Source organism: Micromonospora sp. NPDC047644, assembly GCF_040704315.1.
GTDB lineage: Bacteria > Actinomycetota > Actinomycetes > Mycobacteriales > Micromonosporaceae > Micromonospora.
This window is the reverse complement of record NZ_JBEYSY010000014.1, coordinates 222,732-248,515: the sequence shown is the minus strand read 5'-3', so window position 1 is coordinate 248,515 and position 25,784 is coordinate 222,732. Positions and strand designations below refer to the sequence as shown.

22 protein-coding genes are annotated in these 25,784 nt (G+C 71.7%); 11 read left to right on the top strand and 11 right to left on the bottom strand.

What is annotated here, in order from left to right:
- On the bottom strand, positions 1-186 hold a 186-nt coding region (locus tag AB0877_RS24060; RefSeq protein WP_366611640.1), incomplete at its 3' end, for a hypothetical protein.
- Here AB0877_RS24060 and AB0877_RS24055 point away from each other — a divergent pair.
- Entirely contained in the window at positions 103-1,035 is a 933-nt protein-coding gene (locus AB0877_RS24055) for an NAD(+)/NADH kinase (protein ID WP_366611624.1), read from the top strand. The two genes, AB0877_RS24060 and AB0877_RS24055, sit on opposite strands and share 84 nt — an antisense overlap.
- 146 nt (positions 1,036-1,181) lie before the next feature.
- Here AB0877_RS24055 and pgm read toward each other — a convergent pair whose 3' ends face one another.
- Together pgm and glgC are read right to left on the bottom strand one after the other, a co-directional pair.
- Positions 1,182-2,825: a phosphoglucomutase (alpha-D-glucose-1,6-bisphosphate-dependent) gene (gene pgm / locus AB0877_RS24050; RefSeq protein WP_366611622.1), complete on the bottom strand. Its 1,644-nt coding sequence runs from the start codon at positions 2,823-2,825 to the stop codon at positions 1,182-1,184.
- A gap of 31 nt (positions 2,826-2,856) precedes the next feature.
- Complete coding sequence (gene glgC / locus AB0877_RS24045; RefSeq protein ID WP_366611621.1) at positions 2,857-4,089, bottom strand: glucose-1-phosphate adenylyltransferase; 1,233 nt, start codon at positions 4,087-4,089, stop codon at positions 2,857-2,859.
- A gap of 70 nt (positions 4,090-4,159) precedes the next feature.
- Between glgC and glgA the strand changes: the two genes are divergently transcribed.
- Positions 4,160-5,377, top strand: coding sequence for a glycogen synthase (gene glgA / locus AB0877_RS24040; protein WP_366611619.1), 1,218 nt, complete (start codon positions 4,160-4,162; stop codon positions 5,375-5,377).
- Between the two features lie 11 nt (positions 5,378-5,388).
- Here the strand turns inward: glgA and AB0877_RS24035 are convergent, their stop codons facing one another.
- Positions 5,389-6,342, bottom strand: coding sequence for an inositol-3-phosphate synthase (locus tag AB0877_RS24035; protein ID WP_366611617.1), 954 nt, complete (start codon positions 6,340-6,342; stop codon positions 5,389-5,391).
- A gap of 252 nt (positions 6,343-6,594) precedes the next feature.
- Between AB0877_RS24035 and AB0877_RS24030 the strand changes: the two genes are divergently transcribed.
- From AB0877_RS24030 to AB0877_RS24015, 4 genes are all read left to right on the top strand, one after another.
- Positions 6,595-8,760 carry a maltotransferase domain-containing protein gene (locus tag AB0877_RS24030; RefSeq protein WP_366611615.1) on the top strand — a complete coding sequence of 722 codons (2,166 nt, stop codon included), beginning with the start codon at positions 6,595-6,597 and terminating at the stop codon, positions 8,758-8,760.
- On the top strand, positions 8,748-10,850 hold the full coding sequence (gene glgB, locus AB0877_RS24025; RefSeq protein WP_366611614.1) for a 1,4-alpha-glucan branching protein GlgB: 2,103 nt from the start codon (positions 8,748-8,750) through the stop codon (positions 10,848-10,850). The genes AB0877_RS24030 and glgB overlap by 13 nt, the downstream gene beginning before the upstream one ends.
- A 247-nt stretch (positions 10,851-11,097) precedes the next feature.
- The gene (locus AB0877_RS24020; protein WP_366611613.1) at positions 11,098-11,472 is read left to right on the top strand and encodes a hypothetical protein; all 375 of its coding nucleotides are present in this window, start codon (positions 11,098-11,100) and stop codon (positions 11,470-11,472) included.
- Positions 11,469-11,999, top strand: coding sequence for a DUF6036 family nucleotidyltransferase (locus AB0877_RS24015; protein ID WP_366611611.1), 531 nt, complete (start codon positions 11,469-11,471; stop codon positions 11,997-11,999). Before AB0877_RS24020 ends, AB0877_RS24015 begins: the two co-directional genes overlap by 4 nt.
- 17 nt (positions 12,000-12,016) lie before the next feature.
- On the opposite strand, the gene AB0877_RS24010 is transcribed toward AB0877_RS24015, so the two are convergent.
- Entirely contained in the window at positions 12,017-13,057 is a 1,041-nt protein-coding gene (locus tag AB0877_RS24010) for a phosphatase domain-containing protein (RefSeq protein ID WP_366611637.1), read from the bottom strand.
- A gap of 174 nt (positions 13,058-13,231) precedes the next feature.
- On the opposite strand from AB0877_RS24010, the gene AB0877_RS24005 reads away from it, so the two are divergent.
- The 4 genes from AB0877_RS24005 to AB0877_RS23990 all read left to right on the top strand — a co-directional run bounded on the left by AB0877_RS24005 (position 13,232) and on the right by AB0877_RS23990 (position 17,630).
- On the top strand, positions 13,232-14,887 hold the full coding sequence (locus AB0877_RS24005) for a hypothetical protein (RefSeq protein WP_366611610.1): 1,656 nt from the start codon (positions 13,232-13,234) through the stop codon (positions 14,885-14,887).
- Positions 14,888-14,952: 65 nt separating this feature from the next.
- Positions 14,953-15,750, top strand: a complete 798-nt coding sequence (yaaA, locus tag AB0877_RS24000; protein WP_366611608.1) for a peroxide stress protein YaaA — start codon at positions 14,953-14,955, stop codon at positions 15,748-15,750.
- 106 nt (positions 15,751-15,856) lie between these two features.
- Positions 15,857-16,609: a hypothetical protein gene (locus AB0877_RS23995; RefSeq protein WP_366611606.1), complete on the top strand. Its 753-nt coding sequence runs from the start codon at positions 15,857-15,859 to the stop codon at positions 16,607-16,609.
- Between the two features lie 64 nt (positions 16,610-16,673).
- Entirely contained in the window at positions 16,674-17,630 is a 957-nt protein-coding gene (locus AB0877_RS23990; protein WP_366611604.1) for a TAXI family TRAP transporter solute-binding subunit, read from the top strand.
- A gap of 10 nt (positions 17,631-17,640) precedes the next feature.
- On the opposite strand, the gene AB0877_RS23985 is transcribed toward AB0877_RS23990, so the two are convergent.
- The 3 genes from AB0877_RS23985 to AB0877_RS23975 all read right to left on the bottom strand — a co-directional run bounded on the left by AB0877_RS23985 (position 17,641) and on the right by AB0877_RS23975 (position 20,147).
- Entirely contained in the window at positions 17,641-19,071 is a 1,431-nt protein-coding gene (locus AB0877_RS23985; protein WP_366611602.1) for a HAMP domain-containing sensor histidine kinase, read from the bottom strand.
- Positions 19,072-19,080: 9 nt separating this feature from the next.
- Entirely contained in the window at positions 19,081-19,737 is a 657-nt protein-coding gene (locus tag AB0877_RS23980; protein ID WP_366611601.1) for a response regulator transcription factor, read from the bottom strand.
- Positions 19,738-19,835: 98 nt separating this feature from the next.
- Complete coding sequence (locus AB0877_RS23975; protein WP_366611600.1) at positions 19,836-20,147, bottom strand: hypothetical protein; 312 nt, start codon at positions 20,145-20,147, stop codon at positions 19,836-19,838.
- Between the two features lie 113 nt (positions 20,148-20,260).
- Between AB0877_RS23975 and AB0877_RS23970 the strand changes: the two genes are divergently transcribed.
- Positions 20,261-20,599 (top strand): DUF952 domain-containing protein, encoded by a 339-nt coding sequence (locus AB0877_RS23970; RefSeq protein WP_366611598.1) that lies wholly within the window; start codon positions 20,261-20,263, stop codon positions 20,597-20,599.
- A gap of 119 nt (positions 20,600-20,718) precedes the next feature.
- On the opposite strand, the gene AB0877_RS23965 is transcribed toward AB0877_RS23970, so the two are convergent.
- From AB0877_RS23965 to AB0877_RS23955, 3 genes are all read right to left on the bottom strand, one after another.
- Positions 20,719-22,476 (bottom strand): CDP-glycerol glycerophosphotransferase family protein, encoded by a 1,758-nt coding sequence (locus tag AB0877_RS23965; RefSeq protein ID WP_366611596.1) that lies wholly within the window; start codon positions 22,474-22,476, stop codon positions 20,719-20,721.
- A 356-nt stretch (positions 22,477-22,832) separates the two neighbouring features.
- A complete protein-coding gene (locus tag AB0877_RS23960) occupies positions 22,833-24,947 on the bottom strand; it encodes a DUF6077 domain-containing protein (RefSeq protein ID WP_366611595.1) in 2,115 nt (704 codons plus the stop codon).
- Positions 24,948-25,055: 108 nt separating this feature from the next.
- Positions 25,056-25,694, bottom strand: coding sequence for a TetR/AcrR family transcriptional regulator (locus tag AB0877_RS23955; protein ID WP_366611594.1), 639 nt, complete (start codon positions 25,692-25,694; stop codon positions 25,056-25,058).
- Positions 25,695-25,784 lie beyond the last annotated feature (90 nt).

Sequence of the window (25,784 nt, the reverse complement as noted above, 5' to 3'; positions counted from 1 at the left end):
CTCGCGGATGTAGCCGAGGGCACGCTCGTACACGTCATTGTCTCGGATTTTGAACTTGGTCCAGACCGCGTACGGTCGCCGCCGATGTGGTGAGCTGTACGGGTGTCGGGGCTGGGACTTGTGCTGCACCCCACCCGGGATGTCACCGAGGTGGTCGGGATCATCGAACGGTGGGCGACGCGTCACCACAAGACGTTGTACGTGCGCGAGGAGGACCAGCACCGCGTCCCGTCCTCGGTCGAACCGGTGCCGGGGGACCAGGTGGCGTCCCGCGCCGACGCGCTGATCAGCATCGGCGGCGACGGCACCATGCTGGGTGCGCTGCGGTCCGCCGTTCTCGACCCGAAGCCGGTGCTCGGCGTACACCTGGGTCGGGTGGGTTTCCTCGTCGAGATCGAACCGCCGGGGCTGCCGGAGGCGCTGAGCCGGCTGCTGTCGAGAGATTTCACGATCGAGTCGCACGCCTGCCTCGCCTGTGACGTGTGCGGTGACGACGTGGTGGCGTTCAACGACATCGCGTTGGTCCGTCAGCCGGGCGCCGGGTTCGTCAGCGTCACGCTCGCCATCGACGGCCAGCAGTACGGCTACTACCGCAGCGACGCCGTCGTGGTCGCGACCCCGATCGGCTCGACGGCGTACAGCTACGCGGCGGGTGGTCCACTGATCTCCCCCGCGGCGGACTCGGTGGTGATCACCCCGGCGGCGCCGATGGCCGGCATCTCCCGGGCGGTGGTGCTCTCCCCGAACGAGAAGATCCGGTTGGAGTTGCAGCCCAACTCGTCGCCGGTCGTCGTGGAGATGGACGGGTTGGTGTTCCGCGACGCGGCGACGGAGGGGGCGGTGGACATCTCGTACCGGCGCGACGCCGGTCTGGTGGTCCGCTTCGACCCACTGCGTTACCAGGAGCGCAACCAGTTGAAGATGACGCTGCTCGACCTGCCGTTCCTCCCCGAGCAGCTCCGCGAACTGCTCCCCGAAGAGCTACGCCGACGCGGCCAGGAACTCCCCCCACCCGCCGACCCCCCACCCTGCTAACCCCCGACCCCCCACCCAAACCCCCACCCCCACCATTGACCATCGTCGATCATGGAGTTATTGCCATGACACGCCGTGTCGAATGGCAATAACTCCATGATCAACTGCCACGGGGCGGGAGAGGGTGGGGACTGGGGGTTGCGGGGTTAGGGCTGGGTTAGGGCTTGGTCTACCAGGTTTTTGGCTTCTTCCTGGATCTGCTTGAGGTGGTCGGGGCCCTGGAAGGACTCGGCGTAGATCTTGTAGACGTCCTCGGTGCCGGACGGACGGGCGGCGAACCAGCCGGACTCGGTGCTGACCTTGAGGCCGCCGATCGCCGCGCCGTTACCGGGCGCGGTGGTCAGCGTCGCGGTGATCGGCTCGCCGGCCAGCTCGGTGGCGGTGACCTGCTCCGGGGAGAGCTTGGCGAGCACGGCCTTCTGCTCCCGGGTGGCCGGAGCGTCGATCCGGGCGTACGCGGGCGCGCCGAAACGCTCGGCCAGCTCCGCCCAGTGCTCGCTCGGGCTGCGGCCGGTGGTGGCCTGGATCTCGGCGGCCAGCAGGCAGAGCAGCAGGCCGTCCTTGTCGGTGGTCCACGTCGAGCCGTCACGCCGCAGGAACGACGCCCCGGCGCTCTCCTCGCCACCGAAGCCGACCGCGCCGTCGAGCAGGCCGGGCACGAACCACTTGAAGCCGACCGGCACCTCCAGCAGCGGCCGACCCAGGTCGGCCGCGACCCGGTCGATCATCGACGAGGAGACCAGGGTCTTGCCCACCGCGGCGTCCGGCCCCCACTCGGTGCGGGTACGGAACAGGTGACCGATCGCCACCGCCAGGTAGTGGTTGGGGTTCATCAGCCCGGCGTCCGGGGTGACGATGCCGTGCCGGTCGGCGTCGGCGTCGTTGCCCGTGGAGATCTGGTAGTCGGCCCGCGCGGCGATCAGCGACGCCATCGCATTCGGCGAGGAGCAGTCCATCCGGATCTTGCCGTCGCCGTCCAGGGTCATGAACCGCCAGGTCGGGTCGACGTTCGGGTTGACCACTGTCAGATCCAGGCGGTGCCGCTCGGCGATCTCACCCCAGTACGCCACGCTCGCCCCGCCCAACGGGTCCGCGCCGATGCGGATCCCCGCATCGCGGATCGCGTCGATGTCGATCGCCGCCGGCAGGTCGTCGACGTAGGTGGCGAGGAAGTCGTACTCCCCGGTGGTGTCGGCGGCCCGCGCCCGCGCGTAGGTGATCCGGCGGACCTCCTTGAGCCCGGCGGCGAGGATGGCGTTGGCCCGGTCCTGGATCCACCTGGTCACGTCGGTGTCGGCCGGCCCACCGTTCGTGGGGTTGTACTTGAAACCGCCGTCGTCGGGCGGGTTGTGCGACGGGGTGATGACGATGCCGTCGGCGAGCCCGCTGGTCCGCCCGCGGTTGTGGGTGAGGATCGCGTGCGACAGCGCCGGGGTCGGGGTGTAACCGTCGCGGCTGTCCACCAGCACGGTGACCCCGTTGGCGGCGAGCACCTCCAGGGCGTCCACCGCGGCCGGCGCGGAGAGCGCGTGGGTGTCCCGGGCGAGGAAGAGCGGCCCGTCGAGCCCCTGCTCGCGCCGGTAGTCGCAGAGCGCCTGGGTGACCGCCAGGATGTGGTCGGAGTTGAACGCGTTGCGCAGGCTGGAGCCACGGTGGCCGGAGGTGCCGAAGGAGACCTGCTGGGCCGGGTCCGCGGGGTCCGGATGCTCGGCGTAGTAGGCGGTCACCAGGCGCGGCACGTCGACCAGGTCGGCGGGCTCGGCGGGCTGGCCGGCACGGGGGTGGGTCACTGCGGGATCCTCCTCGGGGAGTGCCTGTCGGTCACGGCTCGACCTTCTGGCCCTTGCCGATCACCACGATGCCGTTGTCGGAAACGGTGTAACGCTGCCGGTCCTTCTCCAGGTCGACGCCGATCTCGACGCCCTCCGGGACGAACACGTTCTTGTCCAGGATGGCCCGCCGGACCACCGCGTGCCGGCCGATCTCCACACCCTCCATCAGCACCGAGCCCTCGACGTGCGCCCAGGAGTGCACCCGCACCTTCGGCGAGACGATCGAGTTCTCCACCAACGAGCCGGAGATCACCACACCCGGGGAGACCATCGAGCCGACCGCGCGGCCGACCCGCTCACCCCACTGGTGGACGAACTTCGCCGGCGGCCACGGCAGCTGCTCGGTGTAGATCGGCCAGTCGAAGTTGTACATGTTGAAGACGGGGTGCACGTTGATCAGATCCATGTGCGCGTCGTAGAACGAGTCGAGCGTCCCCACGTCGCGCCAGTAGCCGCGATCGCGGTCGGTGCTGCCCGGCACCTCGTTGTCGCGGAAGTCGTAGACGTTCGCCTCGCCGCGCTCGACGAGCATCGGGATGATGCTGCCGCCCATGTCGTGCTTGCTGGACTTGTCTTCGGCGTCGCGCTCGACCGCCTCGCAGAGCGCCCGGGTGGTGAAGACGTAGTTGCCCATCGAGGCGTAGATCTCGTCCGGCGCGTCGGGCAGGCCGACAGCGTCGGTGGGCTTCTCGCGGAACGCCCGGATCCGCTTGCCGTCCTCGCCGACCTCGATGACGCCGAACTGGTCGGCCATCGACAGCGGCTGGCGGATGCCGGCGACGGTCACCGCCGCGCCGGAGGCGATGTGGTCCTCCACCATCTGCCGCGGGTCCATCCGGTAGATGTGGTCGGCGCCGAAGACGATCACGTAGTCGGGCTGCTCGTCGTTGATGAGGTTGAAGCTCTGGTAGATGGCGTCGGCCGAGCCGGCGAACCACCACGGGCCACGACGCTGCTGCGCGGGCACCGGGGTGACGTAGTTGCCGAGCAGCGTGGACATCCGCCAGGTCTTGGTGATGTGTCGGTCGAGAGAGTGGGACTTGTACTGGGTCAGCACGACGATCTTGAGATAGCCGGCGTTGGCCAGGTTGGAGAGGACGAAGTCGACCATGCGGTACATCCCGCCGAACGGGACGGCCGGCTTGGCCCGATCCGTGGTGAGTGGCATCAGGCGCTTGCCCTCCCCACCCGCCAGGACGATCGCGAGCACCTTGGCAGCCATGCCACGACGCTATCCACCCGCGTCCCACTTCACCACTCGTACGGGGAGTCTTCTGCACTAGGGTGCGCACATGACCGACTCCTCCCCGGCCACCGGATCCCTGCGCGTCGATCTGCTCACCCGCGAGTACCCACCGGAGGTCTACGGCGGCGCGGGCGTGCACGTCGAGTACCTGGCTCGGGAGTTGCGCGGCCTCGCGGACGTACGGGTGCACTGCTTCGGCCTGCCGCGCACCGAGCCGGGCGTCACCGCGTACGCCGAACCGCCGGGTCTGACCGGCGCGAACGCCGCGCTGCGCACGATGGGCGTGGACCTGGAGATGGCCGCCGGCGCGGCCGGCACCGACGTGGTGCACAGCCACACCTGGTACGCGAACCTGGCCGGCCACACCGCGAAGCTGCTGCACGGGGTGCCGCACGTGGTGACCGCGCACAGCCTGGAGCCGCTGCGGCCGTGGAAGGCCGAGCAGCTCGGAGGCGGTTACGCGCTCTCCTCCTGGATCGAGCGCACCGCGATGGAGGCCGCCGACGCGGTGATCGCGGTCAGTGGCGGGATGCGCAACGACGTGCTCACCGCGTACCCGCAGATCGACCCCGGCCGGGTCCGGATGGTCTACAACGGCATCGACACCGTCCAGTACGCCCCGGATCAGGGCACCGACGTGCTCGACCGGCTCGGTGTCGACCCGTCCCGCCCCAGCGTGGTCTACGTGGGCAGGATCACCCGGCAGAAGGGGCTGCCGTACCTGCTGCGGGCCGCCCGGGAGTTGCCGGCGGACACCCAGCTCGTCCTGCTGGCGGGCGCGCCGGACACCGCCGAGATCGCCGCCGAGGTGGAGGAGTTGGTCGCCGAGCTGCGGGCCAACCGTTCCGGCGTGGTCTGGGTGGCCGAGATGCTGCCCAAGCCCGAGGTGATCCAGGTGCTGACGCACGCCACCGTGTTCGTCTGCCCGTCGGTCTACGAGCCGATGGGCATCGTCAACCTGGAGGCGATGGCCTGCGAGACGGCCGTGGTGGCGACCGCGACCGGCGGCATCCCCGAGGTCGTGGCCGACGACGAGACCGGCCTGCTGGTGCCGATCGAGCAGGCCACCGACGGCTCCGGCACCCCGTTGGAGCCGGAGAAGTTCGTGGCCGACCTGGCGGCAGCGGTCAACACGCTGCTCGCCGACCCGGCGCGCACCGAACGGTTCGGCCTGGCCGGCCGCCGGCGCGCTGTCGAGCACTTCTCCTGGGACGCCATCGCCCGGCAGACCCTGGAGGTCTACCGCTCGGTCGGCGCGGCCTGAGGGGACCGACGTCAGATCGACGTTCCCGGCGGCGACTTGAACAACGAGGTCGCCTCGTCGCAGTGACCACCACGCCCGTCCCGTAGCGCGCTCGCGGCGATGCGGATCAGGTCGATGTTGACCCCGGCGGCACCACTCGGGTCGTGCACCTTGAGTTTCACGTCGAGGCTCACCGCTGTCGCACCCCAGCCCTGCGCCTCCAGGTTGAGGTGCGCCACCTTCTGCGAGCGCAGGTGCGGCAGGTAGCCGAGCGGGGCGACCTCGACGCTGTCGGCGGCCCGGCCTTTCGGCAGGGCGTTGAGCTTGGACCGCATCTTGGTGTCGGGGTTCTCGACCAGGTTGCGGAAGTCCTCGGTGCCGCCCAGGTTGACCTGGTAGGAGCTGACCAGGGTGAGGCCGCGTTCCTCAAGCAGCCGTAGCAGCGCCTTGTGCAGCACCGAGGTGCCGAACTGGCTGGCCAGGTCGTCGCCGAGCAGCGGCAGACCGGCCGCCTCGAACCTCTCCATCCGGCGTGGATCGCGGGCGACCGGGTCGGCGGTGGTGTTGATGAATGCGAGGCCCGCCGTGTGAGCCGCCTCGGCGTACGCCTGAGCGGTCTCCGGCCGGCCGCTGGGCGCCGAGTAGAGCAGCACCTCCGCGCCCGCCAGAGCCGCCGCCACCCGCGGCACCTCGGTCGCGTCGACGAGGCCCTTCGTGACCGGTACACCCGCTGTGGGCAGGTCGCAGTCCAGCCGGGGGAAGTTGTTGGGTGCCAGGAAGATCGCCTCGGTCAGGTCCCGACCGACCTTCTCCTCGGAGGTGGCGAAGGCCGCGACGATGTCGATGTCCCCCACCCCGAGCCCGTCGATCGCCGGCCTGCGGATTCCGACCAGGCTGCCGCTCTGACGGTGGAGAGCCAGCCCCTGCACCAGTGCCGACGTGTTGTTACCGACCCCGACAACCGCGACCCTCACCCGTTCGATCATGGCCGGAGGCTACGTCACCTCCGCCCTTCGCGCCGGTACGCAACGGAGAGTGACCTCCGCGCGAGGAAACACCGCGGCGAGCGTGATGTCCCTGAGTCATCACGATGCCCCTGTGTCATCAGGCTCACCGCGACGTCCGTCCCCCGGACTCGACCCGCCGAGGCGAGCGACGGGCCCGGTTCGGGGAGAGCCCGACCGCCGGCTGGCAGGCTTGGCCGCGCGCGAACGGATCTCGCGCAGTAGGTTGGCGGAGTGACTGGACGGTTCCCGATCGAAGACGTCTCCCCCGTCGTCTCGTGCGGGCGATACCCGGCCAAGGCGGTGGTCGACGAGCCGGTTCCGGTGTCGGCGCGCGCCTACCGGGAGGGGCACGACGCGCTGGGCTGCAACGTGGTGTGGGCTGGTCCGGACGGCGCGGGCCGGCCGTTCACCCGGATGCGCCCCGGCGAGCCCGGCCAGGACCGCTGGCACGCCACCATCGCACCGGACGCCGTCGGCGCGTGGACCTTCTCCGTCGAGGCGTTTCAGGACCCGTACCTGACCTGGCAGAACGCGGTGACCAAGAAGATCGCCGCCGGGCAGGGGCCGGAGGACCTGGCCAACGACCTGGCCGAGGGCGCGCGGGTGCTCGCCGCCGCCCGGCACCTCGTGCCGACCGCCGACCGGCCCCGCGTCGCCGATGCGCTCACCGCGCTGGTCGACACCGACCTGCCGCTGGCCCAGCGGGTCGGTCCGGCGCTGGCCCTGGCCGACCTGCTCTGGGAGCACCCGGTGCGGGAGTTGGTCACCGCCGGTGAGACGTACTCGATCTGGGTTGACCGCAAGCGGGCGCTCTACTCGGCCTGGTACGAGTTCTTTCCCCGCTCGGAAGGCGCGGCGGGCGGGCGTTCCGGCACCTTCGCGACCGCCACCGAGCGGCTGCCGGGTGTCGCCGCGATGGGCTTCGACGTGCTCTACCTGCCGCCGATCCACCCGATCGGCCGGGTCAACCGCAAGGGCCCGAACAACGCGCTCACCGCCGGGCCGACCGACGTGGGCTCACCGTGGGCGATCGGCGCCGCCGAGGGCGGCCACGACACGATCCACCCCGACCTGGGTACGCCGGCAGACTTCCGGGCCTTCATGCAGGCGGCGGCGGCACAGGGCCTGGAAGTGGCCATGGACCTGGCGTTGCAGTGCGCGCCGGACCACCCGTGGGTCACCGAGCACCCGGAGTGGTTCACCACCCGCGCCGACGGCAGCATCGCGTACGCGGAGAACCCGCCGAAGAAGTACCAGGACATCTACCCGGTCAACTTCGACAACGACCCGGAGGGCATCCGGGCCGAGGTGCTGCGGGTGGTGCTGCACTGGGTCGGCGAGGGCATCCGGATCTTCCGGGTGGACAACCCGCACACCAAGCCGTTCGACTTCTGGCACTGGCTGATCGCCGAGGTCAAGAAGATCGACCCGGACGTGCTGTTCCTGGCCGAGGCGTTCACCCGGCCGGCCATCATGCACGGCCTCGGCAAGATCGGCTTCACGCAGTCGTACACCTATTTCACCTGGCGCACGACGGCGGCCGAGATGCGGGCGTACTGCGAAGAGTTGATCGAGGCGGCCGACTACATGCGGCCGAACTTCTGGCCGAACACCCCGGACATCCTGCACGAGTCGTTGCAGCACGGCGGCCCGCCGATGTTCAAGATCCGGGCGGTGTTGGCCGCGCTGCTCTCCCCCTCCTGGGGCCTGTACGCGGGCTACGAGCTGTTCGAGCACGTGGCCCGGCCGGGCGCCGAGGAGTACCTGGACAACGAGAAGTACGAGCTGCGACCCCGGGACTGGGCCGCGGCGGAGGCGCAGGGCCGTTCGCTGGCACCGTTCCTGACCACCCTCAACCGGGTACGCCGGGACAACCCGGCCCTGCACCAGCTCCGCAACCTGCGCTTCCACGAGATCGACAACCCGGCGTTGCTCTGCTGGTCGAAGCACGACCCGGAGACCGGCAACACGGTCATCGTGATCTGCTCGTTCGACCCGCGCGTCGTGCAGTGGGGCAACACCACGCTCGACATGCCGGCGCTCGGCTTCGACTGGCACGAGCGGTTCACCGTGTACGACGAGCTGACCGGCACGAGTTACGACTGGGGTCAGCGCAACGCGGTACGCCTCGACCCGTACCTGCAACCCGCGCACGTGCTGACCGTGCGCCGCCCGGTCGCACCCGCCGCGCCGGATCCCGCCGGCGCCGAACCGGCGGACCTCACCGTCGCCGACGTCCCGGCGGAGCTGTCCGGCGGCACCGCGCCGACGACCCCGGCGCCGACTCCGCCCCGCCGGTCCGGCCCCGTTCCGACCCCTCCGCGCCGGTCGACCGCCCGCCGGTCCGCCCCGGCACCGACCGATGCCGCACCGAAGGACGACCGATGGACCAGCTGATCTCCGGCGCGACGCACGACCCGCACGCGCTGCTCGGCGCGCACCCCGCCGACGACTCGACGACGATCCGCACGATGCGACGGGGCGCCGGCGACGTCGCGTTGCTCGTCGGCGACGAACGGCACCCGATGAAGCGGGTGCACGACGTGGGCGTCTTCGAGGCACAGGTCGACGGCACGGTGCTCGACTACCGGCTGGAGGTCGACGGGACCACCCACGACGACCCGTACCGCTACCCGCCGACCCTCGGTGAGCTGGACCTGCACCTGATCCGTGAGGGCCGGCACGAGCGGCTGTGGGAGGCGCTCGGCGCCCGGGTCTTCGACGAGGGCGTGGCGTTCAGCGTCTGGGCGCCCAACGCCCGTGGGGTGCGGGTGATCGGCGACTTCACCGGCTGGGGCCCCGACGACGGCTGGCCGATGCGGTCGCTCGGCTCCAGCGGGGTGTGGGAGCTGTTCGTCCCCAACGCCCGGGTCGGAGCCCGCTACAAGTACCGGGTGCTGGGCGCAGACGGGCAGTGGCGGGACAAGGCCGACCCGCTCGCGGCGTACGCCGAGGTGCCGCCGGCCACCGCCTCGGTGGTGCACCACTCGACGTACCGGTGGAACGACGCGGACTGGCTGGCCCGGCGGGCCGAAAGGCAGCCGCACCAGGAGCCGATGAGCGTCTACGAGGTGCACCTCGGCTCGTGGCGGCCCGGCCTGGGCTACCGCGAGCTGGCCGAGCAGCTCACCGCGTACGTCACCGAGCTGGGCTTCACGCACGTGGAGTTCCTGCCCGTGATGGAGCACCCGTTCGGCGGCTCCTGGGGCTACCAGGTGACCGGCTACTACGCGCCGACCTCCCGGTTCGGCGACCCGGACGAGTTCCGCCACCTGGTGGACCGGCTGCACGAGGCCGGCGTCGGCGTCCTCCTGGACTGGGTGCCCGCGCACTTCCCGAAGGACGAGTGGGCCCTCGCGCGATTCGACGGCACCCCGCTCTACGAGCACCCCGACCCGCGGCGCGGCGAACACCCCGACTGGGGCACGTACGTCTTCGACTTCGGCCGCAACGAGGTCCGCAACTTCCTGGTCGCCAACGCGCTCTACTGGTGCGACCAGTTCCACGTCGACGGGCTGCGGGTCGACGCGGTCGCCTCGATGCTCTACCTGGACTACTCCCGCAACCACGGCGAGTGGGCCCCCAACAGGTACGGCGGCCGGGAGAACCTGGAGGCCATCGCGTTCATGCAGGAGGTGAACGCGACGGTCTACAAGCACCACGCCGGCGTCGTCATGATCGCCGAGGAGTCCACCGCCTGGCCGGGGGTCACCCAGTCCACCGCCGGTGGCGGGCTGGGCTTCGGGTTCAAGTGGAACATGGGCTGGATGCACGACACGCTGCTCTACACCTCGAAGGACCCGATCTACCGCCAGCACCACCACCACCAGCTCACCTTCTCCCTGGCGTACGCCTGGAGCGAGAACTACGTGCTGCCGATCAGCCACGACGAGGTGGTGCACGGCAAGGGCTCACTGGCCGGCAAGATGCCCGGCGACACCTGGCAGCGGCTGGCGAACGTGCGGGCGCTGCTGGCGTACATGTGGGCGCACCCCGGCAAGCAGCTGCTCTTCATGGGCTCCGAGATGGCCGACGACCGGGAGTGGAGCGAGGAGCGCGGCCTCGACTGGTACCTGCTCCACGACCCGGCCCGCGCCGGTGTGCAACGACTCGTCGGTGACCTCAACCGGGTTTACCGGGACACCCCGGCGCTCTGGGCGCAGGACACCGAGCCGGCGGGCTTCCGCTGGATCGCCGGCGACGACGTCGCCAACAACACGGTGTCGTTCGTCCGGATCGCCCCGGACGGCTCGACGCTGGTGTGCGTGGCGAACTTCTCCGCCCAGCCGCTGCACGACTACCGGATCGGCCTGCCGGCCGGCGGCACCTGGCAGGAGGTGCTCAACACCGACGCCCACCACTACGGCGGGTCGGGGGTGGGCAACCTGGGCGAGGTACGGGCCGAGGACGTGCCGTGGCACGGGATGGTCGCGTCGGCGGCCCTCCAGGTGCCGCCGCTGGGCGCCGTCTGGCTCCGCCAGAGCTGATCCCGCCAACTGCGTAGACGCCCCCAGAACGGCCCGCTCCGCTCGTACGCCGCGATCTGCTCGCCCTGTAGGCGCGCGGTCACGTCTCTGTCCACGTCCGCGTCGCTCCCCGTCCGCTGCTCGCGCGGGTCGGAGGGAACCGTAACGGGCGGTAGGGCAACCATCCGCTGCAGTTGAAAGGACAGAGCCTTACCGAGGATCGGCGCGGCCTTGTACTAGCGTTGACGCTGTGAGCAATCGTCCTGCGATGTACGAGCCGATGACGGTGGCACGCTTGGGCGTCCTGCTCGCCGGGGTCGACGACTCCAGGCGGTGGCGTCTGGTGGCGGAGTTTCTGGAGGAGTACAGCTGGGAAGCGTCCGAGCGTCGCGCTGACTTGCTGATCCAGGAGCCAGCGCCGACCGGTGACGATCATTGGGACGTCTTCCTCGCGGCGCTGACGGAGTACCTCGCCGCCCGCGACGAGCGCGGCGCTCCCTCGTGGGTCGAGACGCGGTCGCTACGGCGGTTCTGGTTCCCCTTCAACACTCGCGCCGCCCGCGTCGACGCCGTGGTGCACTCGCCTGCGGCGTTCCGGCGCCGTGGGGTGTTCATCTCCCCACAGGAGTTGAAGGTCGCGTGAGCGCCGACGACCCGCTGCTGGACCGTACTGCCATCGAGGACGCCTTCCGGAGGCTCGGTGACCGGCTGGCGAAGCGAGGTGTGATCGCCGACCTGTACATCTTCGGTGGAGCTGCAATGGCGCTGGCCTACGACGCCCGTCGGGCGACCCGGGACATCGACGCTGTGTTTCAGCCGCACGGCATCGTGCTCGACGAAGCGCGGGCCGTCGCGGATGAGCTCGGGCTGCCGCGGTGGTGGCTGAACGAACAGGCGAGCGTGTACGTCGCCGCTGGCGGAGACCCGGGGGCACCACGAGTCTTCGATCACCCTGGCCTGCGGGTCTCGGCGGCGTCCCCGGAACACCTGCTTGCCATGAAGGTACTCGCGGCACGGCGCCGAGATGCCGAGGACATCCGCTTCCTGGTGGAGCACCTCGGGCTGAACAACCCCGAAGAGGTCCTCGACCTCTGCGCCGAGATCTTTCCGGACGAAGAGGTCCCCGGCCGGGCGAGACTTGTCCTCGAAGACGTGTTCGACGGCCGATAGCTCAGCGGGGCTGACGGTCAGACCAGGCCGGCGTCGCGGAGCAACTGCCAGAGGCCGGCGCCGTCCGGGGCGGAGAGCCACTTCTGCCCCACCGGCCCCGACGACGGGCGGCCGGCCGGGGCGGGCAGGGTGCCGGCCAGCACCGACTGCGTCGGGGAGAGACGGCGGATCGCCACCCCGGCGACGTTCTCCGGGTGGGCGGCGGCGAACTCCCGGTAGATCTCCTGGTCGTGCTGGCCGTCGTCGCCGACGAGCAGCCAGCGCACGTCGGGGAACTCCTTGGCCAGCCGGGCCAGGGTGGACCGCTTGTGTTCCATGCCGCTGCGGAACCAGCGGTCGGCGGTCGGGCCCCAGTCGGTGAGCAGCAGGGGCCCGGCCGGGTAGAGGTGGCGGGACAGGAAGCGGGTCAGGGTCGGGGCCACGTTCCAGGCGCCGGTCGAGAGGTAGAAGACCGGTGCGCCGGGGTTCGAGGTGACCAGCCGCTCGTAGAGCACCGCCATGCCCGGAACCGCGTTGCGGGCGTGCTCGTCGAGCACGAAGGTGTTCCATGCGGCGAGCAGCGGCCGGGGCAGCGCGGTCACCATCACCGTGTCGTCGATGTCGGAGATGATGCCGAACCTGACCTCCGGGTCGAGGATGCGCACCGGGGCGTCGACGGGCTCGGCGTCCGGGACGCTGAGCCGGACCGTACCCCAACCGGGCGGCAGGTCCGCCTCGACCAGCGTGTCGACGAACCCGCTGCGGTCGGCCCGCGTCTCGTGGCGCACCCCGCCGGCCTCGATGGTCACCGTGACGTGCTTGTTGGGCAGCGTCGTGAAGCTGCGCCAGCCGCGAACCTTGTCGAGCCGACCCCGTTGACGCGTGTCCGGACGGCCCAGCAGCACCCGACACATCACCCGCACCCAACCCGGCGCGCCATAACCGGTGTACGCGACGATGTTGACCCGCCAGCCGGTGCGCCGCAGCCGGCGCTCGACGAGCTGGTGCACGGCGTCCTCGATCCGCGCAGCCCGGTGCAGGTTCGGAACGGCCAGTTGGCCGGCGGGAGTGGGTGGCACCCGCCAACCCTGCCACACGTCGACAGCCACGGCCACGCGAGCCGACCCCGGCCGCGCCGATCCGGCCCGGACGTCCGTGCGGCCCACCCAGCCCCACCGGGCTGCGCCGATCGGCCTCGGCGGCCCGGCCGAACGTGAAACACTCCGGTCGGGACGACGACGGGGGCGTTGGTCGTGTCGCATCCAGAGCAGCACCGTGGGCGATGGCGCCCGCGACTCGATCGACCGGCGCTCGCCGCGCTGCTGTTCGGGCTCGCCGGTGTCGTCTACCGGCTGGTCCTGACGCTGTTCACGGTGCCGGTGTCGAACAGCGACGAGGCGACGTTCGGTCTCGCCGCGCTGCACATCGGGCAGGGCCGGGAACGCCCGGTCTTCCTCTACGGCCAGCACTACATGGGGATGTTGGAGTCGTACCTGGCCGCTCCCCTGGTGGCGGTGGCCGGGCCGAGCTGGCCGGTGCTGCGCCTGCCGATGCTCGCGCTGTACGCGATCTTCCTCTACCTGATCCACCGGTTGACCCGCCGCCTCTGCACCCCGTGGTTCGCCGCCTTCGTGGTGGGTCTGCTGGCGCTCGGGCCGGAGCGGGTGGTGCGCGACCAGCTCACCGTCGTCGGCGGGCGGCCGGAGGTGAAGCCGGCGGTGCTGCTGATGCTGCTGATCACCGTGGGGCTGGCCGCCGGCACGGTCCACCGCCGACGGTTGGCGGTCGGCCTGTTCGGGCTGCTCGTCGGGCTGGCCGTCTGGTCGGACTGGCTGATCCTGCCGTACCTCGCGGTCGCCGGGTTGGCCCTGATCTGGGCGGTACGGCGGGAGCTGCTCGGCTGGTCCGGTCTGCTGCTGGTGGCGGGGACGGTCGTCGGCGTGGCCCCGATGATCGTCGACAACCTGCGGGCCGGGCCGGGTGACGACTCGCTGTCGGTGTTCCGCGAGGTCAGCACCAAGGTCGGCCCGCAGCCGCCGTGGTCCGACCGGATCCGGGGCGGCCTGCTGGAGGGCGTTCCGCTGGCGCACGGGCTCTGCCCGGTGGACGGTTGCGGACGCTGGCAGCAGTGGTTCGGTGTGGTGTACCCGGTGCTGCTGCTGGCCGGCGCGGCGCTCGCTGTGCTCGCGTACCGTCGCGCCGCCGGGACGCCGCGGGCGGAGTGGGTCGGACGCGGGGCCGGCGGGCTACGGGGGGATCGGGTCGGACCGGTCGTGCAGCTCGCGCTGGTCGCCGGCGCGACGTTGACACTGCTGTCGTACGTGCGCAGTCCGCTCGCCGCGACCAGCCCGCTGGACAACGCCCGCTACCTGTCGGTGCTGCAACTGTCGTTGCCGGCGGTGCTCTGGCCGCTCTGGGTGGCGGCGCTGACCGCCTGGCGGGGCACCAGCAGCGTGCTGGGGCGGTTCACCGGCGCGCTGTCCGCCGCGGTGCTGGTCGCCCTGACCGTGACCACCCTGGTGATCACCGTGCTGTTCGCGGCCACCGGCACCGCGGCGTCGCGGACCGAGGAACGCCAGGCCCGGGAGCTGGCCGCCGCGCTGCGCGCCGACGGACCCCATGAGGTGTACGGGGACTACTGGACCTGCAACCGGTTGATCTTCAACACGGACGAGTCGGTGGTCTGCGGGGTGCTCGACGGGAACCTGTCACCGGGGCAGAACCGCTACCGACCGTACTGGCGGCAGGTGGGGCGGGCGGAGCGGCCGGGCTACGTGGTGGAGATCGACTCGCCGATGGACCGGCGGTTGCGGAGGCTGCTGGCCGACCGGGCCGACGCCGCGCCGGTGCGGGAGGTCGGCGGCTATCGCGTGTACCACCCCGACACCCCGGTGCGGCCCTGGCGGTAGGCGCTGGTCGTACGCTGGCCGGGCCGGCGCGTGGGGCGCCGCCGTTTCGCCCGTCGAGGAGACCCATGCTCATCCTGTTGCCGCCCTCGGAGGGAAAGGCCGACGCCGGCACCGGACGGCGTTGGGCCGCGGACCGACTCTCGCTGCCCGAGCTGAACCCGGCCCGCGAGCGGGTGCTGGACGCCCTGGTGGCGCTGAGCGCCGGGCCGGACGAGGCGGTCGCGCGGGCGGCGCTCGGCCTCAGCGAGGGCCAGCGGGGCGAACTGCGGCGCAACGCCCGGCTGCGGGAGGCGGCCACCGCGCCGGCCGAACGGCTCTACACCGGGGTGCTCTACGAGGCGTTGGACCTGGCCTCGTTGCCGGCCACGGCGCAGCGGGCAGCCCGCCGGTCGATCCTGATCAGCTCCGGGCTGTGGGGCGCGGTGCGACTGGCCGACCGGATTCCGCCGTACCGCTGCCCGATCGGCGCCCGCCTGCCCGACGTCGGGGCGCTGTCGACGTACTGGCGCAGGGAGCTGACGCCGACGGTGGACGGCGCGGCCGGACGCGGCCCGGTGCTGGACCTGCGCTCCGGCGCGTACGCGGCCACCTGGACGCCGCGCGGCGAGCTGGCCGAGCGCACCGTCACCGTACGGGTGCTGCACGAGCGGGAGGTCGACGGCGTGCCGGTCCGATCGGTGGTCAGCCACTTCAACAAGGCGACCAAGGGGCGGCTGGTCCGGGACCTGCTCGTTGCCGACGCCCGACCGCGCACCGCGGCGGAGCTGGTCGGCACGCTGCGGGAGCTGAAGCACACGGTGCTGGAGCAGCCCGCCGCTCCCGGACGGGTGCGGCAGGTGGATCTGGTGGTCACCGACCTTTAGCGGCACCGCAGCCGCAAGATTTGCTCAAGGCTGGGCCGGAGGAGTTCCGTAACGGCGCGGCAGGGGCCACGGTAGGGCAACCCAGACTCCGACAAGGGAGCCTCCGTTGACCCACGAACCCGCCCTGCTCGACCGGCCGCACACCCCGAGCACCCCATCCCCGTTGGGCTGGTTGACCCTGGGCGACGCGTTCGAGGCTGCCTGCCTGCTGCGCTGCACACCACCACCGACCGCCGCCCGGCCCAGCGCGGTCCGGGCCGAGCACACCGCCGGGGTGGAGTTCAACCGGGAGGACGCCGCGCAGCGGATGCGGCAGCTGCTCAACCGGCTGGACATCCCGGTCACCCACGAGGTGGCCGTCGGCGGCCTGCGTCGCCGCTACGAGCTGCATCGACTGTGGGTGCCCCGGGAGCACCAGGGCGCGTACACCCGGATGTTGGACGCGGGCTGGTGGCAGGGGCGACGGGAGCTGCTCGGCGGGCCGCTGCCCGGTGCCTCACCGGCCCGCCGACGGTTGGTGACCCGCCTGGCGGAGGCGGCCTGGCGCTCGGCGTTGCTGGCCGCCGGGCGGCACGTCCGTCGGCACATCCTCGGTGTCCGGCTCACCGACCGGGAGCTGGCCGCGGTGCTGATCCGGGGAGCGGCCGTGCTCGACGTACCGGCCCGGCTCCGCCCCGGCACCGGTTGCTTCCTGGTCAGCGTGGCCGACGGCCCGGACCGGCAGCGGATCCTGCGCAGCGCGGCGTTGGAACCGGCGCGCGGCCCGATGGCGGAACCCGGGACGGCGACGACGCGCGGGGTGACCCCGGCGTCCACACGGGGCGTGGGCATGACGCCGGCAGGTCGCGCGGCCTGCTGATCAGGCCCGACCGCCGGGGCGCATCGCCAACCCGGGCTTGCGCGCACCCGCCCGACGGCGCACAGTGCACCGCGTGAGTCGTACCTCGTCCCGCCGCGCCGGCCCGGCCACCCTGTTGACGGTGCTGCTGATCGCGAACCTGGCCATCGCCAGCTGCCGGGACACGCCGACCGAGCCGACGTCGATCCGGATCGCCACCGGCAGCCCCACCGCTGTCTACTACGCGTTCGGGCAGTCCCTGGCGGCCATCCTCAACCGGGAGCTGCCCGGCGTACGGGCCAGCGTGGTGGTCACCGCCGCCTCGGCGGAGAACGTGCGACTCGTCGGCTCCGGCGGGGCCGAGCTGGGCTTCACCCAGGCCGACGTGCTGCCCACCAGCACGGCGGGAAGCCCCACTGTCGACGCCGTCGCCCGGGTGTACGACGACCAACTGCACCTGATCACCACGAGCGGCGGCCCGGTCCGCACCGTCGCCGACCTGCGCGGCCGGCGAGTCTCCGTCGGCGCGGCCGGCTCGGGCACCGAGATCACCGCGACCCGGCTGCTGGAGGTGGCCCGCCTCGGTGGTGACGGGGTACGCCGGGAACGGCTCGGACTGGACGACTCGGTGGCGGCGCTGCGCTCCGGGCGGATCGACGCGTTCTTCTTCTCGGGCGGGTTGCCGGTCCGCGGCATCGAGGAGTTGGCCAAGGCCAGCGCCATCCGGATCCTGGACCTCAGCGAGTGGACCGAGCCGCTGCGCTCACGGTACGGCCAGGTCTACGTCTCCCGCGACATCCCCCGCTCGGTGTACGGGGTGGACGCGGTGACCACCGTGGCCGACCCGAACTACCTGATCGTCCGGGCCGACCTGCCGGAGCCGCTGGTCCGTGAGGTGACCCGGCTGCTGATGGAACGCCGGGCTGAACTGGCCGCAGCCCACCCGGCGGCGGGACGGATGAGCCCTCGCTCGGCGATCGTCACCGCGCCGCTGTCGCTGCACCCCGGCGCCGCGTCCTGGTACCGCGCCACCAAACCGTGACGGCTGGTCCTCACCGCGCCGGGGTCGGTCGCAGGTCGCCGGCCGGTTCCTCCGCCGCCGGCTCCACCGGGAGGGCCGGTGCCGGGAACCACAGGGCGGCGATGAGCCCCCGCGACTCCCCCGGGCGCATGGTGAGGCGTCCGTCCGAGGCGTCCACCAGCACGGCGGCGATGGTCAGACCGAGCCCCGCGCCGTCCACGTTCTGCGCGTCCGGGGCCCGCCAGAACCGCTCGGTCGCCTGGCCGAGCTGACTCTCGGTCATGCCGGGGCCGGAGTCGCGGACCTCCAGCGTCACCCCGCCGTCGCGGCGGTCCACCGTCACCGTCACCGCCCCGCCCGCCCCGCTGAACTTCACCGCGTTGTCGATGAGGGCGTCCAGCGCCTGGTCGACGGCGGTCGGCACGGTCTGCGCGTACGCCGGGGCGTCGGTCGTGGCCAGCCGCAACGCGACCGACCGGTGCCGGGCCAACGGCGCCCACGCGGCCACCCGGGAGGCGGCCACCGCGGCGGCGTCCACCGTGACGCGCTCGTTCTCCTCCCGTTCCGCCCGAGCGAGGGTCAGCAGCGCGTCGAGCACCAGCGCGAGCCGGTCGGTCTCCTCCAGGGCCAGCCGGTGCTCGGACCGACCGTCGGCGTCGGTGAGACTGGGCCCCAACTCCTCCACCCGCAGCCGCAGCGCGGTGAGCGGGTTGCGCAGCTGGTGGCTGGCGTGCGCGACGAAGGCACGCTGCCGGTCCATCACGTCGGAGACCACGTCGGCCATGTGGTTGAAGCTGGCCGCGAGGCGGCGCAGCTCCGGCGGGCCCAGCCGGTGCTGCACCCGGGCGCCCCGATCGCCCTCGGCGATCTCGTGGGTGACCGCGTCCAGCTCGGTGACCGGGCGCAGCACCCAACCGGCCAGCCCGAACGCGGTGAGCACACAGGCCAGCACGGCGAGCAGACCGGCCAGGGCGAGCAGCAGCCACCACGCGACGACGGCTCGGCGGATCGGGCCGGCCGGGGTCACGATCACCACCGCCCCGAGCACCTCACCGCCGTCGTTGATCGGTACCGCCACCACCACGGGGTCGGTCGTCCAGGGCCAGACCGACTCGGGGGCGCTGGTCTGCTGCCCGGACAGCGCCACGTCCAGCACCGTCGTGGTCCCCGGGCTGGCCTGCCAACCCGGCGACGAGACCGGGATGTTCCGGTCCCGGTCGACGATCGCGGCGCTGATCGCGTACAGGTCGTCGTAGCTGGTCAGCTCCGACTCGATCGGACCGGGCCCGCCGTCACGCAACGCCGGTCCGGCCAACGAGGCGAACCGGGTCGCGTCGGCGAGCCGGTCGGCGCGGACCCGTTCGGTCTCGCGGCTGGCCATGGTGGCGGCCAGTGGGGTCTCCAACGCGATGAGGACGAGGACCATCAGCAGCAGATAGCTGATCACCAGGCGACGACGCACGTCAGCTCCTCACGCGTCGCGCAGTCGGTAGCCGACGCCACGGACGGTCTCCACCAGGCGGGCGTCGCCGAGCTTTCCGCGCAGCGACCCGACGTGCACCTCGACGGTGTGCCGGTCGGCCCAGGTGGTGCCCCAGGCGTCGAGCAGGATCCGATCGCGGGGCACCGCCACCCCGGGCTGACGGGCCAGCGAGAGCAGCACGTCGAACTCCTTGCGGGTCAACGTGACGTCACGGCCGTCGACGGTCACCGTCCGCGCGGCCACGTCGATGCGGACCGGCCCGGCCTCGATGAGGTGCCGCTCGGGCGCGGCGTTCGCGGCGCGGCGCAACACCGCCTCTATCCGGGCCTGCAACTCCACCATCGAGAACGGCTTGACCACGTAGTCGTCCGCGCCCAGGCGCAGACCCAGCACCCGGTCACGTTCCTCACCCCGGGCGGTCACCGCGATGATGCCGAGCTGGCTGCTGCGCCGGCGCAGCTCCCGGCACAGGTCCGTGCCGTCCCCGTCGGGCAGGGTCAGGTCGAGCAGCACCAGGTCGCAGGGGGCGGCGGAGAGCGCGGCGGCGACGGTCGCGGCGTGCTCGACCTCGTACCCCCGGCGGGTGAGGGCGGAGGACAGCGCAGCGGCCACCCGGCGGTCGTCCTCCACCAGCAGGATCCGCACCCGTGCCCCCGTCCCTCGCAGCGCTGTTCTGCGAATGGTGGCAGAAGTCCGCGCGGACCGGGAGGCCGCCCACCCGCGCCGGGCGGGCTACCCACGCCCTAGAGGCCGAAGGTGTCGTCGGCGGTGGCGTCCCGGACGCCGTCGGTGAAGCCGCGGAAACCCGGGTCCTCGTGGCTGGCCGGCACGCTGGTGACGGTGACCCCGCCGGCCTGGGTGACGGCGTCGACCAGGGGCGGGTAGTCGATCTCGGCGTCCTGGAAGGCGTCGTCGTCCGCCTCCGCCAGGTTGATCACGTACTGCACGTCCTCGGACGGGGTGTCCGGGTCCTCGGCCCACTCACCGCCGGCCCGGTAGCACTCGTCGTACAGCGCCCGCTGGCTGTCGGTCCAGTCGTCGTCGTAGCTCTGCATCGCCCATCCCTCCGCGGCCGTTGACCTGAGCATGCCCGGCGGGAGGCGACGGGCGCGGCGGTACCGGCGAAAACCGGGCGGGCGCGCCGACCACCGGCCCGTACGCTGGTGTGGTGATCTACAAACTGCTGTCGAGCGCCGAGTGGGACGACGCCCTCGTCGCCGGCGCCTTCACCGGCTCCGCGGTGGACCGGCAGGACGGGTTCATCCACCTCTCCGGGGCCGACCAGGTGGTCGAGACGGCGCGACGGTACTTCACCGGGGCGACCGGGTTGACGATGCTCAGCGTCGAGGAGGAACGCCTCGGCGACGCGCTGCGGTGGGAGCCGTCGCGCGGCGGGCAACTCTTCCCGCACGTGTACGGCCCGCTGCCCGTCGAGGCGGTGCTGGCGGCGCGGGCGTTGCCGGCGGACCTTCCGGTCGCCGACGCGGTGGCCGCTCTACTGGGCTGACCCGGTGGCCGCCGCCCCACCGGCAGACACGGACGCGCCCGACCCGACAGTGTCGGGCCGGGCGCGATGCCGTAGCGGCGGCGCTCAGCGGCAGAGCTGGTCGCCGCCCTTCGCGGGGCTCAGCGGCAGAGCCGCTCGATCTCCTGCTGGAACCGGTCCATCGGGTTCGCCTCGGCCGGGCCGAGCAGGTAGGTCTTCAGCTCCCGGCGGGCCTCGGTCATCGGGTCGTCACCGGCCCGGGTGACCGACACGATCTTCTCCAGCTCGCCGCAGTCCTTGGAGAGCAGGTACGCGGCCCGCGCCGTCGGGTACTCGCGGCGGAAATCGTCCTCGGGCAGGCCGGCCGGGTTGGCCACCACGTACGGCCGCTGGCTCTGCACGAAGTCGGACACCACACTGGACACGTCGCTGATCAGCAGATCGGTCTGATTGAAGCAGTCGAACAACGCCGGCGTGCGGCCGGTGACCACCAGGTGCTCGGTGCCGTCCAGCGACGACGCGTCCGGGTTGCCGCCGGCCGTGCGGATCGCGGTGACGATCCGCTCGTGCACGGCCTTCGCCGCCTTGGACCGCGACCCGGTGAGCGGGTGCGGCTTGTAGATCAGGCGCACCCGGGGATTCGTGGCCAGCAGCCCCTTGACGATCTTCTCACCCATCAGCACCAGTGAGGTGTGGTACGGGTCGTCGTCGAGCCACCCCTCCCAGGTGGGCGCGTAGAGCACCGTGAACGGCCGGTCCACCGACTCCGCGCCGAAGGTGTGCACCCCGGCGAGCTGCGGCCGGCCGATCTCGACGATGTCCGAGTCGAGCACACCCACGCCGGCCCGGGCGTAGCGCTCCCGGCCGGCCAGGCCGGCGACCCAGACCTCGTCGTACACCTTGCTGTACGGGTTGACGCTGGCCTGCTTGTCGCTGTCGCCGTGCCCGACGAAGACGTGCTTCGTACCCGGCTCGCGGAGCATGTGGATGTTCGCGCCAACGTTCGCGGCGTAGAGCGCCGCGCGGATGCCACCGAGGTCGAGATTCATGAAGTCGACGCCGGCCGGTACGCAGATCACCGGCAGCCGGGTGTCGGCCAACTCGAGGAACGCTTCCCGGCTGCGCATCAGCACCACCGCGCGCTGCTGGAGCGCCTCGGTCGGGGCCAACCACATGTTCGCCTGGTAGACGTCCTTGGCCGGGCCGGCGAAGTAGAGCGCGACCTCCGGCCGGTAGTTGTCCATCCAGCGCTGGACCGCCGGCAGCAACGGACCCTGCCCGCTGCCCCGGCCCCGCAGCCAGGTCAGCGCGATGATGGCGCCCACCAGACCCGTCGCGACGACCGCCACCGCGGCGGCCGCGAAGAACGGCGTCGGATCGTGCTGCACCGCGGCGGCCACGCCGGCCGGCACCAGCAGCAGGTTGAGCAGAGGCATCCGGTCACCGGCGACCGCCGCCGCCCAGGCGGGCGGCTGGGGGGCGCTGGACAGTGGACCCAGCTCGATGTTGCGCACCATGGCGGAGAGCGGGTTACGACGGTCGATCATGGTGGAGAGCGCACCCGCGAAGACCGACACGACCCACACCGCGGCCGGCAGCACCAACAGGAGGGTCAGCTCGCCGCCGCTGAGGCGCACCTCGGCGACGACCAGCAACACGGCGGCGAGGTCACGGGTCAGCTGCCGGTACGACCAGTGCAGGCCCACCTTCTCCAGCAGCACCTGTGACGGCGGTGACCAGCGGGCGACGGCGAACTCGCCGATGATGGCGGCCAGCCCGGCGACGGCGAACAGGCCGACCCAACCGAACACGCCACCGACGAGCATGACCAGGTAGGCCAGTACCAGTAGCGCACTCTGGGCGGCCACCCCGAGGCGTCCTGTCAACGTGCCGAACAACGAATTTCGCTCCCTACTAGATCGGTTACGGGCAGGGCCTGGATTCGTCACGGCAACACCCGACAAGGACAGACCGAGGCGTCGCGCGCGGTCCGCCGCCCATCACCGTGAGTAACTGTTGCGGAACTGGACAAATGTCGACAGCTGGCAGCCTCAACCCATGTCCGAACTCCCGCATGACAGCCCGCACGGCGGCGACCGAATCCCCTACGCGCCGCTCGCGCCCCTATGACCTTAACGCGAGCGGACATCGGGGTGTCGTTCAGGTATCAATGCCCTTTCCGGTTACAAACTCGGTAGCCGTACGTCCAGCGCGCTCCGCCCGTGCTCTGTGGACCAGAGTGGGTGCCAGGGGTTCAGCCGCGCCGGAAACAGGTCATCGCTCCCGGCCGTTTACGACTGGCGAACTGCTGGAAACCCAACTGCGGAGCCAGGTCCCGGGCCACCTGGTTGCCCGAGTAGACACAGATGGTGGTGACGTTGAGCCGCTCGATCGCCCCGGCCAACTCCGGCAGCGGCGCGAGTTCGGGCTTGCCGTTGGCGAGCGCGACCAACTTCAACCGGTCCTGGGCGAACGGCGAGTCGATGCCGTAGTCGGGCAGGTAGCGGTCGTTGGGGCTGACCACCCGCATTCTGCTGGTCACCATCGGTGCGGTGTGCATGAGGGTGGACGGGGCCAGCACCACGCCGTCCGGCCGGTCGAGCCGGGTCATCCAGAAGACGATCAACTTGCGCTGCTGAGGCAGCTTCCAGACCGGCTGTTCGTGCACCGTCACATAGCTCTTCGCCGACCACATGGGCGTGCCGACGAGGGCGAAGCCAGCGACCAGTGCCACCGCGATCGCGACGCTCCCGAACACCCGCAGGCGCGGCAGGTCGACGGTGCACAGGATGCCGATCACCGCCGGGAGGGCGAACATCCACGGCATCCGCCACAGCACGACGCCGATGCCGGTCAGGCTGTTGAGCGCCTCGAGAACGCCGGGGAAGAGCAGCACGCTCATCGCCAGTGTGCTGCCCGCGACGAGCAGTTGGGGCGTCCGCCGACGAACGACCAGGGGGCCGAGCCACAGGGCCAGGCCACCGATCACGCCGAGCACACCGAACAGGATGGTCCGCCGGTAGGTGACCTCGGCGTCGTAGAAGGCCGCGGCGGCGTTCTCGGTGATGGGACCGGCGTTGAGCCGCGACCAGATCGTCGCGCCGATGGGGTAGACCAGCGCCGCCGCACCGGCCAGGAACGCGTCCCGCCAACGGCCGACCACCATCATCGCGAACGCCGCGCCGCCGACCAGCAGCGGGAGGACGATGGCGGAGGTGGTGGAGAGACCGGTGGCCACGATGGAGAGCGCGGCGATGAGCAGCAGCCCTCGGCGGGAACGCGAGTCGAACCATTCGGTCAGGTAGACCCACATCAGCGGGACGACCGCCGCCACGAACATGGTCTTGCCCTGGTGCAGCCTGGTCAGGTGGAAGGTGCCGAGGGCAGCGTCCTCGCCGGCGACCAGGTAGAGGTAGGCCACCGCGACGGTGAAGGCGAGCACAGCGCGGCGTGGCGCCCAGCGCTGCACCAGCCGCCACAGGGCGAGCACCGCCACGACGGACATGACCGGCGTCACGATGTACCACGTGGCGGAGGCGGCGTGCAGGTCGAAGACGTGGGCGAACGCGCCGTAGAAGACCTCGATCGAGGGCACTGGCGGCTGGGAGTTCATCGCGGGCGCGACACCGTCGGTGAACAGGAAGTCCCGCAGGGGCACCTCGTCGCGTTCCGCCACCCAGACCGACTTACCGAGGAAGAAGGCGTCGTCGACGGAGTTGCGGGCGAAGAAGAGCCCCGAGATCGCGGCCGAGACGGCAACGATCAGGGCGTACGCCGACGAGAGCGGAGTCGTGACGGCCGCCGGGGCGTCGCCGGCCGGGGTGGCGAGCCAGCGACGTCGGACCAGCACCATGGCCCCCGCCGCGGCGAGCGCGCCGAAGCCGCCCGGGATCCACCAGGGGATGCCCTCGCCGACGCCGTCGTTGACGGTGGTCAGCCCTGCCGTGACCGCGGCGACCGTGCCCGCGCCGAGCACCAGGGCGAGCAGGGGACGCGGATACGCCAAAACGGCGCCCTCGACGGCCTCCTGACCCACGGCAGCGGCGGAAGACGCACGGCCCCGGCGTCGGCGCCACAGCCAAGCCCCGAGCACCACCAGACAGCCGGCGATCCAGATCAGGAACGTCGTCGACGGCGCCAGGCCGAACAGGAAGGCCAGGTGGTAGAGCACGGTCCAGAGCGCGAACGCCAGCACCGCGCCATCGGTGAGCAGCACCGGGGCGGCCGCGACCAGCGCGCGGACCCGGGCCGCCGGGGCCCGGCCGGTGCCGTTGGAGGGCTGGGGAGCCTGGTCGGACCTTGGCGCTGGGTCCGAACCGGTGGGCGCGACGGCGATGCTGTCGACGTTGGCCACGGGTGTCCTTCTCATCAGGGGAGCAGGGCGGCTTCGGCACGGTGACGGCCGGGTGTCAATGGGGCAGCGTAGCGGAGACCGGTAGCTGAACCATTTCCGTGTGGTGGGGTGTCGCGGGCGTGGTCAGCCGGAGACCGGGGCAGCCCGCGGGCGGGGCAGCACGCTGTCGGCGCCGAGCCCCGCCGCCACGGATTCGACGAGGTTGTCGAGGTAGTCGTCGGTGAGTGGGAGACGGGCGATGGCGAGCCGCCAGTAGAGCGGCCCGACGATGAGGTCGATCGCGGCGTCCGACTCGGTGTCGGCGGGCAGCTCGCCGCGCTGCACGGCACGGACGACCAGCTGACCGCCGATCTCCTGCTGCCGGGCGTGCAGCACCTGACGCAGGGTGGCGTCGATGCTGGGGTTGCGGGCTGCCTCCGCCAGGAGATCCGGAATGATCTGCGACGCCAGTGGGTGGCGCAGCGCGTGCGCCACCGCCTGGAACAGCAGCGCGAGATCACCGCGCAGCGTACCGGTGTCCAGTGCGGGGAGCTTGCCATGCGCCGCGGCGGCGACGACCTCAAGCACCAGGTCGAGCTTCGAGCTCCACCGTCGGTAGATCGCCGTCTTGCTGACGCCGGCCCGCCGGGCCACCGCCTCGATGGAGAGCCGGCCGTAGCCGACCGCGGCGAGCTCCTGCGTCAGCGCCCGCCGGATCGCCGTGGTGATCTCGTCGCGCAGCACCGCCGCGCCGGCCGGCACCCGCCTCTTTTCGGTGGTCATCGAGGGCTCTTATCGCAGGTCACGCCGGACAGCGTAGCGCAACGACGGTACGGTTGCGTCCCGACGTGTTTCGGACTACTGTCCTCGCAG